General features: G+C 70.4%; 17 protein-coding genes. 6 read left to right on the top strand and 11 right to left on the bottom strand.

The features are described 5' to 3' along the window. Position 1 precedes the first annotated feature (1 nt). On the bottom strand, positions 2 to 196 hold the full coding sequence (locus FCN22_RS13690) for a DUF3073 domain-containing protein (RefSeq protein WP_137122122.1): 195 nt from the start codon (positions 194 to 196) through the stop codon (positions 2 to 4). Between the two features lie 244 nt (positions 197 to 440). Between FCN22_RS13690 and FCN22_RS13685 the strand changes: the two genes are divergently transcribed. After that, positions 441 to 656, top strand: a complete 216-nt coding sequence (locus FCN22_RS13685; protein ID WP_137122121.1) for a hypothetical protein — start codon at positions 441 to 443, stop codon at positions 654 to 656. Positions 657 to 723: 67 nt separating this feature from the next. Next, positions 724 to 1,308: a class I SAM-dependent methyltransferase gene (locus tag FCN22_RS13680; RefSeq protein ID WP_137122120.1), complete on the top strand. Its 585-nt coding sequence runs from the start codon at positions 724 to 726 to the stop codon at positions 1,306 to 1,308. Positions 1,309 to 1,327: 19 nt separating this feature from the next. On the opposite strand, the gene FCN22_RS13675 is transcribed toward FCN22_RS13680, so the two are convergent. Further along, complete coding sequence (locus FCN22_RS13675) at positions 1,328 to 2,494, bottom strand: Glu/Leu/Phe/Val dehydrogenase dimerization domain-containing protein (protein ID WP_137122119.1); 1,167 nt, start codon at positions 2,492 to 2,494, stop codon at positions 1,328 to 1,330. A 71-nt stretch (positions 2,495 to 2,565) separates the two neighbouring features. After that, a complete protein-coding gene (locus FCN22_RS13670) occupies positions 2,566 to 3,264 on the bottom strand; it encodes a copper resistance CopC family protein (RefSeq protein ID WP_137122118.1) in 699 nt (232 codons plus the stop codon). 68 nt (positions 3,265 to 3,332) lie between these two features. Here FCN22_RS13670 and FCN22_RS13665 point away from each other — a divergent pair, with 68 nt between their 5' ends. Then, positions 3,333 to 3,983, top strand: coding sequence for an IMPACT family protein (locus FCN22_RS13665; protein ID WP_137122117.1), 651 nt, complete (start codon positions 3,333 to 3,335; stop codon positions 3,981 to 3,983). Between the two features lie 31 nt (positions 3,984 to 4,014). On the opposite strand, the gene ctaD is transcribed toward FCN22_RS13665, so the two are convergent. The 4 genes from ctaD to FCN22_RS13645 form a co-directional block, all read right to left on the bottom strand. Next, positions 4,015 to 5,811, bottom strand: coding sequence for an aa3-type cytochrome oxidase subunit I (gene ctaD, locus FCN22_RS13660; RefSeq protein WP_137122116.1), 1,797 nt, complete (start codon positions 5,809 to 5,811; stop codon positions 4,015 to 4,017). A gap of 222 nt (positions 5,812 to 6,033) precedes the next feature. After that, a complete protein-coding gene (locus FCN22_RS13655) occupies positions 6,034 to 7,542 on the bottom strand; it encodes an NAD(P)(+) transhydrogenase (Re/Si-specific) subunit beta (protein ID WP_137122115.1) in 1,509 nt (502 codons plus the stop codon). Beyond that, positions 7,542 to 7,853, bottom strand: a complete 312-nt coding sequence (locus tag FCN22_RS13650) for an NAD(P) transhydrogenase subunit alpha part 2 (RefSeq protein ID WP_137122114.1) — start codon at positions 7,851 to 7,853, stop codon at positions 7,542 to 7,544. The genes FCN22_RS13655 and FCN22_RS13650 overlap by 1 nt, the downstream gene beginning before the upstream one ends. After that, positions 7,853 to 9,019: an NAD(P) transhydrogenase subunit alpha gene (locus FCN22_RS13645; RefSeq protein ID WP_137122113.1), complete on the bottom strand. Its 1,167-nt coding sequence runs from the start codon at positions 9,017 to 9,019 to the stop codon at positions 7,853 to 7,855. The genes FCN22_RS13650 and FCN22_RS13645 overlap by 1 nt, the downstream gene beginning before the upstream one ends. A gap of 98 nt (positions 9,020 to 9,117) precedes the next feature. On the opposite strand from FCN22_RS13645, the gene FCN22_RS13640 reads away from it, so the two are divergent. After that, the gene (locus FCN22_RS13640; protein WP_137122112.1) at positions 9,118 to 11,628 is read left to right on the top strand and encodes a molybdopterin-dependent oxidoreductase; all 2,511 of its coding nucleotides are present in this window, start codon (positions 9,118 to 9,120) and stop codon (positions 11,626 to 11,628) included. After that, positions 11,625 to 12,638, top strand: coding sequence for a zinc-binding alcohol dehydrogenase family protein (locus tag FCN22_RS13635; protein ID WP_137122111.1), 1,014 nt, complete (start codon positions 11,625 to 11,627; stop codon positions 12,636 to 12,638). Before FCN22_RS13640 ends, FCN22_RS13635 begins: the two co-directional genes overlap by 4 nt. A 27-nt stretch (positions 12,639 to 12,665) precedes the next feature. Here FCN22_RS13635 and FCN22_RS13630 read toward each other — a convergent pair whose 3' ends face one another. Further along, positions 12,666 to 14,027 (bottom strand): C39 family peptidase, encoded by a 1,362-nt coding sequence (locus FCN22_RS13630; protein ID WP_238384731.1) that lies wholly within the window; start codon positions 14,025 to 14,027, stop codon positions 12,666 to 12,668. A gap of 161 nt (positions 14,028 to 14,188) precedes the next feature. Next, positions 14,189 to 15,073 (bottom strand): RNA polymerase sigma factor SigJ, encoded by an 885-nt coding sequence (sigJ, locus tag FCN22_RS13625; protein ID WP_137122110.1) that lies wholly within the window; start codon positions 15,071 to 15,073, stop codon positions 14,189 to 14,191. Between the two features lie 100 nt (positions 15,074 to 15,173). Between sigJ and FCN22_RS13620 the strand changes: the two genes are divergently transcribed. Then, positions 15,174 to 15,953, top strand: coding sequence for an SDR family oxidoreductase (locus FCN22_RS13620; RefSeq protein WP_137122109.1), 780 nt, complete (start codon positions 15,174 to 15,176; stop codon positions 15,951 to 15,953). A 314-nt stretch (positions 15,954 to 16,267) separates the two neighbouring features. Here the strand turns inward: FCN22_RS13620 and FCN22_RS13615 are convergent, their stop codons facing one another. Then, positions 16,268 to 17,380, bottom strand: coding sequence for a site-specific integrase (locus tag FCN22_RS13615; protein ID WP_137122108.1), 1,113 nt, complete (start codon positions 17,378 to 17,380; stop codon positions 16,268 to 16,270). After that, the gene (locus tag FCN22_RS13610) at positions 17,380 to 17,583 is read right to left on the bottom strand and encodes a helix-turn-helix domain-containing protein (protein WP_137122107.1); all 204 of its coding nucleotides are present in this window, start codon (positions 17,581 to 17,583) and stop codon (positions 17,380 to 17,382) included. Before FCN22_RS13610 ends, FCN22_RS13615 begins: the two co-directional genes overlap by 1 nt. Between the last annotated feature and the right edge of the window lie 412 nt (positions 17,584 to 17,995).

Here is a 17,995-nt window from a genome sequence, read left to right as displayed (position 1 = left end):
CTCAGCGGTCTCCCGACGCCCACTTGTCGTAGTCGTCGTAGTCGTCCTCGCGTGAGTCGGGAGCAGACTCCCGCTCGCGGGGAGACGATGATCCGTGGAGCTCTCGCTCAAGTGCCGTCAGGTCGGTGTCGGGAGAGAAGTACTTCAGCTCCCGGGCAACCTTGGTCTGCTTGGCTTTGGCCCGGCCGCGCCCCATGGCGTGACCCCCTCATGGCTCTGCCGGGGCGGCCTCTCGCTCCCCACCTCGAGCTCGCACTCGTTGCGGTTCACGGGACGGCCCCGGGAATCTTGTGTAATCGTGGTACCCACGCTACACGAGTTGTCCCTCGAAGTGTGAGCCGGTTTCTCCTCCGGCGCCACTCGAGCGGACGCCGGGTCGTGACGAAGGCGTGACCCGAGAGCCGTGGGCAGGTCAGGTGGCCCGTGTCACAATGGGCGCCATGCAGCGCAGCGAACGGTCGACCCTCGACGCCTCCGACGACGCCGCCCCCCTGGAGGTGGTGGGAGGCGAGTCGTACGGCACGGTTCGACGCCAGCGGCTCCCCGACGGGGTCAGGGCAGCCCTCTACGTCCTCTTCGGCATCGTCCTCGCTGCCTTCCTCATCGGCATCTGGCCGCTGATGGAGGTCCTGCAGGCCCCGCCGCTGCCCAAGTGACCCGCATCCTGCGCGACGCCGCGAGCTCAGGGCACGCGGCGCCGCTCGTCGTCGAGGGACCGCGCTCGTGACGGCTGGCCACCCGGCGCAGGAGTGGGACCGCAGGTATGCCGAGCACGAGCGGGTCTGGTCCGCGACCCCGAACGTGACGGTCGAGGAGATCTGCGCTCCGCTGGCGCCCGGCACAGCGCTCGATCTGGGGGCCGGCGAGGGCCGGCACGCGGTCTGGCTCGCGGGGCGCGGCTGGTCGGTGACCGCGGTCGACTTCTCCGCCGTGGGACTCGACAAGGGCAGGACGGGCGCACTGCGCGCCGGCCTCGACGTGGAGTGGGTCGTCGCCGACGTGCGCAGCTGGCGGCCCGCCCCCGGCACCACCTACGACCTCGTGCTGGTCGCCTACCTGCACCTGGCCGACGACGTCTTCGCACAGGCGCGCAGCCTGCTCTCGCCCGGCGGCCGCCTCGTGGTCGTGGGACATGCCAAGCGCAACCTCGTCGACGGCGTGGGCGGTCCCTCGAACCCTGCCCTGCTGCACGACGAGGCGGAGCTGCGCACAGCCGCGGGCGATCTCACGATCGAGCGCCTCGGCGAGGTCATCCGGACCACACCGGACGGTGACGCCATCGACGTCGCCCTCGTCGCCCGCCGCTGACGCGCCACCGGGTAAGGCGTCAGCGGCGCCGAGGGAGGTAGATGCGGCGGGTGTTGCCGACCGCCTCGATCCGCTCCTCGGCGAGGTGGGCGGCTGCGGTCGCGGGCGAGATGCCGTGCTCGTCCGCCCGGCGCAGCACGGACGCAGTCGCCTCGAACAGGCCGCTGACCCGAGCCTTGCACCGCTCGAAGTTGAAACCGTGCAACTCGTCGCAGACCTGGATCACGCCTCCGGAGTTGGCGAGGAAGTCCGGCGCGTAGACGATGCCGCGGGCGAGCAACCGGGCCGCGGTGCCGTCCTCGCCCTCGTCGACCAGCTGGTTGTTCGCCGACCCGCAGACGATGCGCGCGCTCAGCGTCTCCACGGTGGCGTCGTCGATCGCGCCACCCATCGCGCAGGGCGCGTAGACGTCCAGGTCGGACTTGACCAGCGCGGTGGCGTCCTCCACCTGCTCGATGTCGGGGTGCCGCACCTGCAGCGCCTCCACCGCAGCGGTGTTGACGTCGGTCACCACCAGCTGGGCACCGTCCTCCAGCAGGTGCTCGGCGAGCAGGTGTCCCACCTTGCCGACCCCTGCGATGCCCACTGTGCGGCCGGACAGCGTCGGCTCGCCCCAGACGTGCTCGGCGCTGGCGCGCATGGCCTGGAACACGCCATACGCCGTCAACACCGACGAGTCGCCGCAGCCGCCGTTCGCCTCGCTGCGACCGACCGCGTGGCTGGTCTCCCGCCCCACGACGTCGATGTCGGCGACGTAGGTGCCCACGTCGCACGCGGTGACGTAGCGGCCACCGAGGCTCTCCACGAACCGGCCGTAGGCCCGCAGCAGCGCCTCGCTCTTGTCGAGGGAGGGATCGCCGATGATGACGGCCTTGCCACCGCCGAGGTCGAGACCAGCCAGCGCGTTCTTGTAGGTCATCCCGCGGGAGAGGCGCAGCACGTCCTGCAGCGCGTCGTCCTCGGTCTCGTAGGGGAAGAACCGCGTGCCTCCGAGCGCCGGCCCGAGGGCGGTGCTGTGGATCGCGATGATGGCCCGCAGGCCCGTGGCCCGGTCGTGGCAGTAGGCGACCTGTTCGTGACCCTCAGACGGCCCGAAGGGACCCGGTGCGTTCCATCGGGTCCGGGAAGGGGTGGCTCCCGGCTCGGTGACGAGGTCGGCTGCGGTGGGCGACGGGGACTGGGCCACGGTGGTGACTCCTTGGGTGCGGTATGGAGATGTGGCGCGGATCACGCGCCTTCCCAGCGTATGCCGTCCGCTCAGGCCCTCCGACGCCACCTCAACCACAAGCCCACGCCACCGAGCACGATGACGATGGCCACCACTCCCGCGATCCACGGCATCGAGCTCCCGGACTCGCTCTGCTGCTGTGTGCTCCCAGCCGAGGAGGTCGCGGGACTGCTCGCGGCAGGGCTGTTCGCCGCGCTCGAGGACGAGCTGTTCGCGGGCGAGGCAGCCGACGGGTTGGCCTTCGCCGAAGGTGCGGTGCCGCCGTTGCCCTTCGCGGCGGTGAACCTGAACGTGCCCGAGACCGGGTGGCCGTCCTCGGAGGTGACCCGCCAGACGACGGTGTAGGACCCGGCGGGCGAGCCGGGGCGGACGGCCTGGCTCACCGTGTTGTCCACCAGCACCGGCTTGCCCTCCTGGACCTGGCCGGAGGGGCCGGTGACCCGCAGCTCGGTGCCGAGCGCGAGCGCGGGGTCGTCGAAGGTGAGCGTGACCTTGTCGGGCAGCCGGGGCACCGAGGCACCGTCGGCGGGTGTGGTCTTGATCAGCACGTCGTGCGCCGCGGCCGGCGAGGCACCCGCGCCCCAGGTCAGCGCGAGAGCGGCGAGGGCGAGGGCGGCGATCGTCAGGCACCGCTGCAGGGGCCGGGCTACCAGTGACAGGACGACCGCCACCGAGGCGAAGGCGACCGCGCGGGTCAGGCGCAGCAGACGGTTCGCGGGGGCGATCATGGCCCCAGCCTAGGAGCGCTGGTGCTGTGGTCCGGTGCAGGGTGAGGAGGCCGTCCTAGGCTGGCGGGGTGGAGGGTCAGCCAGCGGAGCCGTCGAGCTACCTGACCATCGCCCGGCCGGGCGACGCCGAGATCGAGGTGAAACGCTCCCGCTTCCTCGCCCGGCTGCGTCGCGTCACTGACGAGCCGGGCGCCCGGGAGGTCGTTGATCGCGCTCGCAAGGAGCACTGGGACGCCGGGCACCACTGCTCCGCCTTCGTGCTCGGCCCGGACGGCGCCACCATGCGCTCGCACGACGACGGCGAGCCCGGTGGGACGGCGGGGGCTCCGATGCTGGAGGTGCTTCGGGGTCACGGGCTGAGCGACGTGGTGGCGGTGGTGACACGCTACTTCGGCGGCACGCTGCTCGGCGCCGGTGGCCTGGTGCGGGCCTACTCCGAGGCCGTCCGGATGGGGCTGGAGGAGGAGGGCGTGGTGCGCCGCCAGCGGATGCAGCTCGTGGAGCTGCTGACCACTCCCGCGGGGGCGGGACGCCTAGAGCACGACCTGCGTTCGCGTGACGTGGTGGTGCGCGGCGTCAGCTACGCCGACCCGGTGGTGGTCACGGCTGCCGTGCCCGTCACCGGGGTCGAGAACCTGCGTTCGATCGTGGCGGCGCTGACGTCGGGTGAGGTCAGCCTGCGCCCCACCGCGACGGAGTGGGTGGACCTGCCCGGCTGACGGCGCCGGGCCGTCGCCCGGCGCTGCGGCGTCACTCGTCGGAGCGGTCGCCCGGTGAGCTGGTGCGGTCGCCGGTCGGATCGACGGGCTCGCCGGGCGGATGCCCGTCGGGACCTCCGGCCAGTTGCTCCATGACGTCCTTGTCGGGTTCAGGTGAAGAGAGCGTCTCGACCATGGGGTGGTGCAGGTCGAAGGCCGGACGGTCGGAACGGATCCGCGGGATGGAGTTGAAGTTGTGCCGCGGTGGCGGGCACGACGTGGCCCACTCCAGGGAGCCGCCGTAGCCCCACGGGTCGTCGGTCTCGACCAGTGGTGCACTCGTGTAGGTCTTCCAGACGTTGTAGAGGAACGGCAGGGTCGAAGCGCCGAGCAGGAAGGCGCCGCCCGAGGAGATCTGGTTGGCCCAGGTGAAGCCGTCTTCGGGCATGTAGTCCGCGTAGCGGCGGGGCATGCCGATCACACCCAGCCAGTGCTGGATCAAGAAGGTGATGTGGAAGCCGAAGAAGAGCATCCAGAAGTGGATCTTGCCCAGCCGCTCGTCGAGCATCCGGCCGGTCAGCTTGGGCCACCAGAAGTAGAAGCCACCGAACATCGCGAAGACCACGGTGCCGAAGACCACGTAGTGGAAGTGGGCGACCACGAAGTAGGTGTCGGTGACGTGGAAGTCCAGGGCAGGGCTGGCCAGGATGACGCCGGTCAGGCCACCGAAGAGGAACGTGGTGATGAAGCCGATGGCCCAGAGCATGGGTGTCTCGAAGCTCAACGAGCCGCGCCACATGGTGCCGATCCAGTTGAAGAACTTCACCCCGGTCGGCACGGCGATCATGAACGACATCGCGGAGAAGAAGGGCAGCAGCACCTGTCCCGTCGCGAACATGTGGTGGGCCCACACGCTCATCGACAGGGCGGCGATGGCGATCGTGGCGAAGGCCATGCCCTTGTAGCCGAAGAGGGGTTTTCGCGAGAACACAGGGATGATCTCGCTGATGATGCCGAAGAAGGGCAGCGCGATGATGTAGACCTCGGGGTGGCCGAAGAACCAGAACATGTGTTGCCACAGGATGGCTCCGGCGTTGGCGGGGTCGAAGATGTGCGCGCCCACGACCCGGTCGGCGCCCAGCCCGAAGAGCGCCGCGGCCAGCACGGGGAAGACCATGATCACCAGGATCGAGGTCACCAGCACGGTCCAGCAGAACATCGGCATCCGGAACATGGTCATGCCGGGCGCGCGCATGCAGATGATCGTGGTGATGAAGTTGACCGAGCCCAGGATGGTGCCGAAGCCGGACAGGGCCAGACCGAAGACCCACAGGTTGCCGCCGAGGTTGGGGCTGTAGACGATGTCCGAGAGCGGGGAGTAGGCGAACCAGCCGAAGGACGCGGCCCCACCCGGGGTCAGGAAGCCGCCGGCGGCGATCAGACCGCCGAACAGGTAGAGCCAGTAGGCGAAGGCGTTGAGCTTGGGAAAGGCGACGTCCGGGGCCCCGATCTGGATCGGCATGAGCGCATTGCCGAAGGCCGCGAACAGCGGCGTCGCGAACAGCAGCAGCATGATCGTGCCGTGCATCGTGAAGAACTGGTTGTACTCCTCCGGGTTGCTGACGATCTGAAGACCCGGCTCCCACAGCTCGGCCCGGATCAGCATCGCCAGGACGCCGCCGAACAGGAAGAACGCGAAGGAGGTGATGAAGTAGAGGTTGCCGATGACCTTGTGGTCGGTCGTGGTGGCCCAGGCAATGACGGTCTGCCCGGGTGAGTGGCGGCGTCCGCCGCGGCGGATCTCTGTCTCGAGGGTGGTCAGGGTGTCGCGCTCGAGCGTGCCCGCCATGGCGTCTCCTTCGTCGACCCGGTCAGGTCCACGGTGACGCGCCCGAGTCCCTGTCGGCTCGGGTGGTCATCGCAATCCGGCGATCTGTTCGATGGTGGCCCTCATACCCGCCGGTCGCAAGGGCAAAACCCCGTCCCGATGGAACTCGTGCGAGGATCACACCGCCCGGAGCACTCCCGGGACCTGCTCCGGGCGGCGCTGCGGCGACCGCCGGAGCACCGATCAGAGCGCCTTGATGCCCGCCACCACCTTGGTCAGTGAGTCCTTGGCGTCGCCGAACAGCAGCATGGTCTTGGGGTCGTAGAGCAGCTCGTTCTCGATGCCCGCGAAGCCGGGCCGCATCGAGCGCTTGAGGAAGACGACCTGCTGGGCGTCGCCGACCTCGAGGATCGGCATCCCGTAGATCGGCGCCCCGGGGGTGGACTTGGCCGCCGGGTTGACCACGTCGTTGGCGCCCACGACGAGCGCGACGTCCGTGCTCGCGAACTCGGGGTTGACCTGGTCCATCTCGCGCAGCACCTCGTAGGGCACGTTGGCCTCGGCCAGCAGCACGTTCATGTGCCCGGGCATCCGGCCGGCGACGGGGTGGATGCCGTAGAGCACCTCGATGCCGCGTGCCTCGAGCAGCTCGGCCAGCTCACGGATGGTGTGCTGGGCCTGCGCGACGGCCAGACCGTAGCCGGGCACGATGATGACCTTGCGGGCGTAGCCGAGCATGATCGCGACGTCCTGCGCCGACCCGGAGCGCACCGGCCGGTCCTCGCCGCTGCCCACCGCGCCGGCCGAGGATGACTGCCGGAAGGCGCCGAACAGGGTCGAGGTCAGGGAGCGGCCCATGGCTGCGGCCATCAGGCGGGTGAGGATGGTGCCGCTCGCCCCGACCAACGTGCCGGCGACCAGCAACAGGGTGTTGTCGAGGACGTAGCCGCTGGCGGCCACGGTCAGGCCGGTGAAGGCGTTGAGCAGGGAGATCACGATCGGCACGTCCGCACCCCCGACCGGCAGCACGAACAGCACGCCGACGACCAGCGCGACCAGCGCGAGCGCGGCCAGCAACCACGGGGAGACGATCGAGTCCCGGGCATCGACCACCACGGCCACGCCGAGGGCGACCCCGGCCAGCAGGCCACCGCCGAAGAGATACTGCCCGCCCGGGAAGGTCACCGGACGGGTCGTCATCAGCTCCTGCAGCTTGGCGAACGTCACCATGGAGCCCGAGAAGGAGATCGCCCCCACGAGCACGGTGAAGGCGCCAGCGCCTGCCGCGATGTAGGTGTCGGCAGTGGCCGGTATGCCGTGCGGGACCGACCCGTAGGCGAACCACCCTCCCGATCCGCTGTGTGCGGCGAGCTTGGGGATGGTGCCGACGACCTTGCCGCGCTCGAGCAACGGGACCGTGCCGGTCAGCTCGAGGCCCGCGACGAGGGCAGCAGCGGCACCGCCGACGCCGTTGAACAGAGCGACCAGCTGGGGCATCTGGGTCATCGCGACCCGCCTCGCGGTCGGCACGCCGAGCGCGGAGCCGACCACGATCGCGCCGACGATCCAGCCGAGGTGGTCGAGGTCGAAGGAGAAGAAGGTCACGAGCACGGCGAGCACCGCGCCGGCCGCACCGATCAGGTTGCCCCGGCGTGCGGTGTTCGGCGCGGAAAGGCCCTTCAGCGCGATGATGAAGCAGACGGCCGCGACGAGGTAGAACAGAGCCGTCCACGGGGCGGAGAGCCACGCCATCAGGACGCCTTCCGGCCGTTGGCGCCGCCCCGGGCGCCGCGGCCCTTGAACATCTCGAGCATCCGGTCGGTGACCACGAACCCGCCCACCATGTTGACCGTGGCGAGGACGGTCGCGACCACGCCGAGGACCAGCGCGGCGGTCGACGAGGCCTGCCCGGTGGCGATGATCGCGCCGACGAGGATCACTCCGTGGATCGCGTTGGCGCCGCTCATCAGCGGCGTGTGCAGGGTGGTCGACACCTTGGACACCACCTCGAACCCGACGAACACCGCGAGCACGAAGATCGTGAGCAGCGTGATTCCCTCCATCAGCCCTCCTCCTCGAGCAGCGCCGCCGTCGGCGCGTGCCGCACCGTGCCCTCGTGCACGATGCACACGCCGTCGAGGACCTCGTCGGCCAGGTCGAGCGACCAGCCCTCCGCGCTGAGCCCGAGGGCCAGCAGGTTGGTGACGTTCTTCGCGTAGAGACGGGAGGCGTCGACCGGCATCGCGGAGGCCGGGTCGGCCATGCCGTGCAGGGTCACCCCGTCGACGTCGAGGGTCTCGCCCGGCCGCGCGCCCTCGACGTTGCCCCCGCTCTCGGCGGCCAGGTCGACGACGACGGCACCGGCCGGCATACCGGCCAGCATGGCGCGGGTGACCAGCCGTGGAGCCGGGCGCCCGGGGACCGCGGCGGTGGTGATGAGCGCGTCGGCCTTGCTGATGTAGGGGGTGAGCGCCTCCTGCTGGCGGGCGGCCCGATCCTCGCTCTGCTCCCGTGCGTAGCCTCCGGTGCCCTCGATCGCGTCCAGGCCGAGGTCGAGGAAGGTGGCGCCCATCGACTTGACCTCGTCGGCGGAGGAGGGGCGCACGTCATACGCCTCGACCACCGCGCCGAGACGCTTGGCGGTGGCGATCGCCTGCAACCCGGCGACCCCGGCGCCGAGTACCAGCACCTTGGCGGGGCGCACCGTGCCCGCCGCAGTCATGAACAGCGGGAAGAAGCGGGGCAGGCGCATCGCGGCCTCGAGCGCACAGCGGTAACCGGCCACCAAGGCCTGGGAGGTGAGGGCGTCCATCGACTGGGCGCGCGAGATGCGGGGCACGAGCTCCATCGCGAGGGCCGTCGTGCCGCAGCCGCGCAGGGCGCGTATGCCGTCCAGCTCGCCGGGGCCGGTCACGAAACCGACGGTCACCGCGCCCCGGCGCAGCCGGGCGATCTGGTCGGGCAGCAGCGGCCGGACGTGCGCCACGATGTCGGCACCGGCGAGGAGTGCGTCGTCGCCGGCCGGGAGCACCTGCGCGCCGGTCTCGCGGTAGTCCTCGTCCGCGCACAGTGCCGCGGCTCCGGCGCCCGACTCGACCGACACCTCGTGTCCCTGCTCGACGAGCGGCGCCACCACTTCCGGCGTCAGGGCGACACGGCGCTCCCCGGGCCGCGTCTCGGCGACGAGGGTCACGCGCACCGGTGTCTCCTCTCGGTCGGGTGGGGCCATCGTGCCAGCGAACGGCGCGCTGGTGTGGGAGAACGCGGATCGGGTCCACACCTCGATCGGCCGTCACCCCGATCCGGCGACCTCGCTACCGTGAGGGGGTGGAACCACGAGACGAGGGGAGTGCGCCGACCGCCGGGCCGGGCGTACCCCATCTGGCGCACTGGGGCACGTATGCCGCGCAGGCCGAGGGCGGAGAGGTCGTCGCCGTCCACCCGCACCCCGAGGACCGCGACCCCTCACCGCTGCTCGGCAACATCCCCGGCTCGATCCGGCACCGCTCGCGGGTGACCGGCCCGGCGGTGCGGCGCGGCTGGCTCGAGTCCGGCCCGGGCCCGACGGATCGACGTGGCGTCGACGACTACGTGCAGGTCAGCTGGGAGGAGGCCACCTCCCTCCTGGCCGGCGAGCTGCGCCGGGTCATCGACCGGCACGGCAACAGCGCGATCTACGGGGGCTCCTACGGCTGGGGCAGCGCGGGGCGGTTCCACCACGCGCAGAGCCAGGTGCACCGGTTCCTCAACGCGCTCGGCGGCTACACCCGGTCGGTGAACAGCTACAGCACCGGGGCGGCCGAGGTCATCTATCCGCACGTGATCGCCCCCGAGGACGACCTGGGTTCCCGGTCGACGACCTGGGAGGTGCTCGCCGAGGAGACCGAGCTCTTCGTCGCGTTCGGTGGTGTCCCGCTGAAGAACCGTGGCACCAACCACGGCGGCAGCTCGGTGCACCCGGCTCGAGATGCCCTGGCCCGGATGCGTTCCCGCGGGTGCCGGTTCGTGTCGGTGAGCCCCTTGCGCGACGACCTGATCGACCCCCGTGAGGGATCTTCGCGCGGTTTCGGCCCCTCTGGGGGGCCGGAACCTCACGATGATTCCTCCGTGCGATGGATCGCGCCACGGCCGGGCACCGATGTCGCGATCATGCTCGGACTCGCCCACGTGCTGGCCACGGAGGGGCTGCACGACACGGCGTTCCTCGCGCGCTACTGCGTCGGCTACGAGCGGTTCGAGGGCTACCTGCTGGGGCGCTCGGACGGCATACCCAAGGATCCGCGGTGGGCCGCGGAGCTTTCCGGGGTGGCCGCCGAGGTCATCGTCGACCTGGCGCGGGAGATGGCCTCCCGCCGGACGTTCCTGTCCGTCAACTGGTCGCTCCAACGGGTCCAGCACGGCGAGCAGGCGCCCTGGATGGGGGTGACGCTGGCGGCGATGCTGGGTCAGATCGGCCTGCCGGGAGGGGGATTCGGGCACGGCTACGGGTCGATGAACAAACCCGGGCTGGGCCGGTTGCCGTTCTCGCTGCCTCGCCTGCCGCAGGGGGTCAACCCGATCGACTCGTTCGTGCCGGTGGCCGCCGTCAACGACATGCTGCTGCAGCCGGGGGAGCCGTTCGACTACGACGGGCGGCGCCTCACCTACCCCGACATCCGCCTCGTCTACTGGGCGGGCGGCAACCCGTTCCACCACGCGCAGGACCTCGGGCGGCTCCGGCGCGCCCTCGGCAGGGTCGACACCGTGGTGGTGCACGACCCCTACTGGACGCCGATGGCGCGGCACGCGGACCTCGTGATGCCGTCCACGACGTCGCTGGAGCGCTCCGACCTCAGCGGCAGCAACAACAGCCCCTACCTCACCGCGATGCACCCGGCGGTCGAGCGCTACGCCGAATCGCGGGACGACTACGACACCTTCGCCGCGGTTGCCGAGCTCCTCGGGGCGGGCAAGGAGTTCACGCAGGGCCGCACGTCGCAGGAGTGGCTGGAATACCTCTACGGCGAGTGGCGCGAGCGGGTCGTCGCGAGCCACGGGCTGGACCTGCCGACGTTCGAGGCCTTCTGGGAGCTCGGCCATCTTAGGCTTCCGGTCGAGGACCGACGGAACCTGCTGCAGGAGTTCCGTGCCGACCCCGAAGGGCATCCGCTGTCGACGCCGAGCGGGCGGATCGAGATCTGGTCGGACACGATCGAGTCGTTCGGCTACGACGACTGCCCTGGGCACCCGGCGTGGCTGGAGCCCGTGGAGTGGCTGGGTTCGGCGCGGGCCCAGCAGTTCCCGCTGCACCTCATCGCCAACCAGCCGCGCACCCGGCTGCACAGCCAGCTCGACCACGGCGCGACGAGCCAGGGCTCGAAGGTGCAGGGGCGCGAACCGATCCGGCTGCACCCCGAGGACGCCGCGGCTCGCTCGATCGCTGACGGAGATGTGGTGCGGGTCTGGAACGACCACGGATCCTGCCTCGCGGGAGCGGTGCTCGACGACGGTCTGCGACGGCAGGTGGTGCAGCTGTCCACCGGCGCGTGGTACGACCCGCTCGATCCCGCCGACCCGTCGTCGATGTGCGTCCACGGCAACCCCAACGTGTTGACCTCCGACCGGCGCACCTCCAGGCTGGCGCAGGGCTCGACCGGGCAGCATGCGCTCGTGCAGGTCGAGCGGTATGACGGCCCCCTGCCTCCCGTGCGCGCCTTCACCCCTCCCGTGGCACGTGATCGGCGGAAAGGGGTGGCAGAACCGGCCTCAAACCTCACGACCACTGCGGACGAGCGGGGAACCGCGGCCGGGGCCGAGGACGGCCCACTGCGCCGAGACGCAGAGGACGACCCGTCGTGAAGGCGGTCGGCTACAGCCGGTTCGAGCCGGGCCAGGGACCCGAGGTGCTCGAGGACCTCACGCTGCCCGAGCCCACGCCGGGGCCGCGTGACCTGCTGGTGCGGGTGGCCGCGGTAGCCGTCAACCCGAGGGACACGAAGGTGCGTCGCACCAAGCCGGCCAGCCCCGAGCGTCCACAGGTCCTCGGCTGGGACGCCGCCGGCACGGTGGCCGCGGTCGGATCCGAGGTCACCGGCTACGGCGTCGGTGACGACGTCTACTACGCCGGTTCGGCCGAGCGGCCCGGCTGCTTCTCCGAGCTGCACGTCGTCGACGAACGCATCGTCGGGCACAAGCCCTCGACGCTCGACTTCCCTGCGGCCGCAGCGCTCCCACTCACGTCCCTGACGGCATACGAGATGCTCTTCGACCGGCTCCAGGTGCCGCTGGGGGAAGGCGGGGGGACGCTGCTGGTGCTCGGTGGTGCCGGGGGCGTTCCGAGCATGGCGATCCAGTTTGCCGCTCGGCTGACCGGTCTCACGGTCGTGGCCACCGCGTCGCGGGAGGAGAGCCGGGCCTGGGTGCAACGCATGGGCGCCCAGCACGTCGTCGACCACCACGAAGACCTCGCCGAGCAGGTGCGCGCCCTCGGGCTGGGCGACCACCCGATCAGCTACGCCTTCAGCACCCACACCAGCGCCGAGGCCTGGCGGGCACTCGCCGCGATGGCCGCGCCGCAGGGTCGGATCGGGCTCATCGACGACCCCCAGCCGCTGGACCTGCGCCTGCTCAAGGCCAAGTCGGTCTCGGTGCACTGGGAGAGCATGTACACCCGCTCGACGTTCTGCACGCCCGATCTCGGGCGACAGCGGGAGATCCTCGACACCGTCGCCGACGTCGTGGACGCCGGCACCGTGGTGAGCCCTGCCACGCAGCATCTGGGCACCATCGACGCCGCGGGGATCCGCGCCGCTCAGGAGGCGATCGAGGCCGGGTCCGTCATCGGCAAGCTCACCCTCAGCGGTTTCTGAATCCCCGCGGCGCCGTGATCGCGGGGGTCACCAGTTGGGCTGGTCCGGGGTCAGGCTCTGCGGCAGTGTCTTGCTCCGGGGGTAGTTGACGTAGACCGTCTTGCCCGAGTGCGACCAGGCGTTCTCGAACTGCTTCCTGTCGTAGGTGAACCGGACCTGGTCGTTGCTCGGGATCAGGTGCGAGGCGGGGTCGTTCACCACCACGTTGCCCGTCTTGTCGAACCCGACGAGCACCATGAGGTGGCCGTTGGTGCCGTAGCCCGCTCCGTCGAGGTCGTCCTTGCTGAACGACAGCGAGACGACGAGGGGGATACCGGCCTTGATGAACTGCTCCGCCTCGGTGAGTGACCGCAGGCGGGTGACGAACGAGTTGAGGCCGCGCGTGCTGGCGTAGGCGGTGTTGAACGGCCAGTTGCCCGTGCCGTCGTAGGTGTAGTCGAAGACGTTGCGCGCCGTGAAGTCGACCTGCGGGTCGGCGTAGCTCGGGTCGACCCAGGACATCTCCTGGGAGTTCGGGCCCTTGTGGAAGTAGTCGACCACCATGGCGGTCGAGGTGGCCGAGCACCAGGCCTCGCCGCCGCCGTCCCACTGTGGGTACTCGCCGATGTGCTTCTCCTGGCTGTATGTCGGGACGTCGAGGGTGATGCCCTCGGCACCACCGAGCGGGCTGGCCGGGTTGTCGTCACCGGACGGCAGGCGCGAGGCGACCGCGCCGACCGAGCGGAGCGTCGGCGTCTGGTGGGTGCCCGCCGGACGCAGCAGCGTGACGCGCAGCTGGTAGCTGACCACGTCGGCGCTGCCCCGAGCGGCGAAGGTGTCGGTCCAGACCGTGCCGTCGTCGTCACCCTGGCCGTCGACGGTGGTGCGGTGGATGTGCTCGTCGCTGGAGGCCCAGCGCGCCATCGTGTACCACTTGGTGTCGTGGCCGCCCGGGTCCTCGTCACTGACGGAGTGCCCGCGCATCTCCACCTGGATCCAGGTGCCCATCGGCGTGGACGCGTTGTAGGACGCGATGAGCTGCTCGAGCCCGAAGGTCGTTGCGACGTGCGGCGAGACCCAGGTGGCGGTGTCGTAGGTGCGCGCGGCGCCGTCGCCGAACGGGTCGGTGTAGGTCATCGTGCCGGTCGCCCGCTCGATGCGCAGCCCGTACGGCGTGACCTGGACTCCGTCGCCGTGGCCCTGCGCGAGGGTGTGGCCGGAGAACTGGCGGTAGAGGATGTCGCGCTGTCCGGCGGGCTGGTCTGCCGCCGCCATCAGCAGCTTGCCGGTGAGGACCGGGGCGGCCGACGCGGCGCCGGGTGAGGTGGCCAGGAGGGCCAGGCAACCCAGGGTGACGACGGCGGTCGTGCCACCGAGACGAATACGTGATTTTCTTACGCTGCGATTCATCTGCCCGACAATAGCCTCCAAGCCGCATTTATGGGAGCTCCAAGCCCGTCCTCGGAGGAAGGACCTGGCGGTTCATGTGGTGCGGGGGACGAACGGTCGCCCCGGTCCGGTGAGCGCCCAGGCCCGCGTCCGGGTTGTGAGCGTCCGTCGGTGACGAGGGCTCAAAGGCCGAGCGCCGAGAGGTCCAGCCGCCGGAGCCGCTCCGGGTCGTAGAGCACGTCCATCGCCACGATCCGGCTGCCCGTGACGGTGAAGGACATCACCGAGAACGGTCTTCCCGCGACCACGGCGACAGCGCCGGCCGCTCCATTGACCAGCGCAGGCTGCACGGACTCGGCGAGCCGCCCCGCGAGGGCTGCGTTGGAAGCGACCTCGCGAGCGCCGCGCAGGACGACGCTCGGGCGGGTGCGCGACCCGCCCCCGTCTGCTCGGAGCACCACATCGGGGTCCAGCAGCGAGATGAGTCCCTCGAAGTCACCGTCGCGGGCGGCGGCGTAGAACGCGTCGACGACCCGGCGCTGGTGCGCGAGGTCGGGGTCGGGAGTCGTGGCCTGACCCTGCACCCGGCGGCGCGCGCGACTGGCCAGCTGCCGCACCGCCGCAGGGGATCGCTCCAGCAGCTCCGCGATCTGGTCGAACGGCACGGCGAAGAGGTCGTGCAGCACGAAGGCGAGCCGCTCGGCAGGTGTGAGGGTCTCGAGCACGACCAGCAGCGCCAGCCCGACGGAGTCCGCGAGGACCGCCTCGTGCTCGGGGTCCGCCGTCGGCTCCGCGGTGACGACCGGATCGGGGAGGCGCACCTCCAGCGCGTCCTCCCGACGCCGCTGGCGCGAGCGGAGCGCGTTGAGACAGACCCGCGACACCACCGTGGTGAGCCATCCACCGAGGTTGTCAACCGCCCCGGCGTCGGCGCGGCTGACCCGCAGCCAGGTGTCCTGCACGGCGTCCTCGGCCTCGCTGACCGAGCCGAGCATCCGATAGGCGACCGCGCGCAGGTGCGGGCGGTGCTCCTCGAACCGCTGACTCAGCCACTCGTCCTGGTCCACGTGTCACGTTCCCTTCTGGAGAGGTGTCACACCAGTAGACCCACCAAACAGCGTGAGTGTGACCGCGACCCGGTCCCTGGCCACCCCCAAGGAGCAATCCATGACCTCACCCATCCTGCTCACCGGCGGCACCGGCACCCTCGGGCGCCTCGTCATACCTCGTCTGCGCGAGGCGGGCGCCGAGGTGCGCGTGCTGAGTCGCCGCAGTCATCCGTCCGAGGAGGGCGTTCAGTTCTACGTCGGCGACCTGGACACCGGCGAAGGAGTCGCGGCGGCGACGGACGGCGTCGACGCCATCGTGCACTGTGCCGGCAGCCAAGTTGGTGACGACGACCGCACGCGGGTTCTGGTGCGGGAAGCTGCGCGCTCGGGTTCGCCGCACCTGGTGTACATCTCTGTCGTCGGCGCCGATCGGATCGAGGTGGTCAGTCGTTTCGATCGTCGGGCCTTCGGCTACTTCGCCTCGAAGCGGGCCGCCGAGCGCGTCGTGGAAGAGTCGGGGATGCCGTGGACCACGCTGCGGGCCACGCAGTTCCACGACTTGATGCTGACCGTCTCCGCCGCGTTGGCCAAGTCGCCAGTCATCCCTCTGCCAAGGGGCCGCTTCCAACCCGTCGACGCAGGGGAGGTGGCGACGCGTCTGGTCGAGCTCGCCTTCGGTGAGCCGTCCGGACTGGTGCCGGATCTGGCCGGCCCCCGGGTGTATGACGTGGCGGAGCTCCTCCGCAGCTACCTGAGAGCCACGCACCGCCGCCGGCTCATCCTGCCGGTCAAGCTGCCCGGCCGGGCGGCACGCAGCTTCACGCAGGGCGGCAACCTCGCCCCCGATCGGGCCGTTGGGCACCGTACCTGGGAGGACTTCCTCGCCGAGAACGTATGAGTGCGACGTGCCTGACTCCCCGGATCCTCCAGCCGGCAGGATCCTGTTGTAGGTCGCCGACCAGGTCGAGGTGGATGCGTGCTGGGCCGTCGATGGTCTGGACATGCAGATACGGCGTGCTGTCCGTAGGCGGAGTGACGTGGCTGATCCGGGTTCGTCGAACCACCGCCACGGCGCTGTGACCTGCGGTTTCGGGTGGTGGCCAGGGGCGGGGTCGAACCGCCGACCTTCCGATTTTCAGACAGACGTGAACCTGCAGGTCAGGGCCGGTTTTGATGGCGTCGTGCAACAACTCGTGCAACATCTCGGTCGCGTCAGTAGTTCTTGGGAAGCTTGGTGGCGTCGCCGTCCTGGGCCAGCTGTGACAGTGCCTTGGCGATCTGGGCATCGCGACCTTCGACGGCGTGCATGTAGCGCTGGGCCGCTGCGGTCGAGGAGTGACCCAGCCGCTTTTTCAGGTCGACCAGGCTCGCGCCGGTGGCCGCGGCCAGGCTCTGGCCGGTGTGCCGCAGGTCGTGGAAGGAGATCTCCACCCCGACCTTCTTCCGGGCGCGGACGAAGGCCTGGTAGACCGCGTTGCTCCTGACCCGGTTGCCCAGCCGGTCGACGAAGAAGTACTCCGTGCCGGCGAACTGGTCGGCGTGGGCCTGAAGGATCGGGATCACGTGCGGCGGGATGGTGACGGTGCGCTTGCCGGCATCGCTCTTGGGATCCTTCTCGAACCTGGTCGGCTCCTCGAGCAGCTCGACCCAGTTGCGCCGCACCCGGACGAGTCCCCGGTCCAGCTCGACGTCGTCGGTGCGCAGCGCGCAGACCTCGCCCCGGCGTAGGCCGCACCACGCCGCGAGGACGACGGCCGCCCGGAACCGGGGCGTGGTCGCCTCGACCAGTTGGGTGACTTGCGCCGGTGTGGCGATCTTCCGCTCGGGGCTGCGTTGGGCGCCGGCGCCCGGGATGTTGCAGGGGTTGCGCAGGATGGCCCCGTCCTGGACGGCGACGTTCAGCACGGCGCGGATGAGCCGGTAGGACTGGCTGATGGACGTGCGGCCACCGCTTCCGCGCAGGGCCCTGGCGTGCCAGGCCCGGACGACAGGTGGGGTGATGGTGACGATGGGCATGTCCAGGAGCTCGGTCATGTGCAAACGCATGTTCCGTCGGCAGGTCTCCGCCCAACGCAGCCCCACGCGCGGGTTCTCCTCCAGGTAGGCCTCGCAGCACTCCCGGAGGGTCCGCCGGCCCAGGCCTTCGTCGGGGATCCAGTGGCCGCGCTTGATGTCGCGATCCACACGGTCCAGATAGCGGGCGGCGTCCGCCTCGGACCGGTAGGTCTCGGGCCCGACCTGCCTGCGCCCGTCGGGGTCGATGAAGCTGGCATGGAACCGGCCCGACGGAAGTCGGCGGATCGACCCGAAGCGTCGTCGCGGCATTACCGCAGACCCAACCCACCTCGAGTCCCGATCGCTTCGACCACTCCATCGGCGATGAAGTCTTGAAGAGCCGACTCCGGGATGCGGACATGCCGCCCGACATGCACGAAGCGGATCCGTCGCTCCGCGATCAACCGCCGTGGAAAGCGTTCCGACGTGCCGAGGAGTTCGGCTGCCTGCCCTACGGTCAAGAGTCTGTCCACCGCTCCTCCTTCGTCGGTGACCTGGCCGACCAACACCGCCCTTGGAGAGGGTCGCGCTGCGGACCGCCATGTCTGATCTGCATACCAAGGCGGCGGTACACCAACGCGCAAGGGGCTGTCACAAGGGGCAGTCAGCAGTGGGCATCCCCACGGACTCTGGCCTGCTCAGGCGCAGCGAGCCAAGACCCAGCGGACCGAACGGCTGATCCGCGCGAGGATGAGGACGTTGCACGACGTGCGGTTGGACCGTTTCACCGAGCAGACGGCCGAGGCGTGGCTGAAGGCTGGCCGGCGACATCGGTGGCCGGCCTGTTGGCGGCCTCGCGTCGCCGCTATGTCGACGGCGCTCGAAGATTGGACAGTTTCGGCGGTGAAAAGTGAACACTCGACCATTGGAGTGTGATCACTTTGG

This window comes from Segeticoccus rhizosphaerae (assembly GCF_005222685.1).
In the GTDB taxonomy this organism is placed as follows: Bacteria; Actinomycetota; Actinomycetes; order Actinomycetales; family Dermatophilaceae; genus Segeticoccus; species Segeticoccus rhizosphaerae.
The sequence above is the reverse complement of the archived record's forward strand: the minus strand, read 5'-3'. Positions and strand labels throughout refer to the sequence as shown.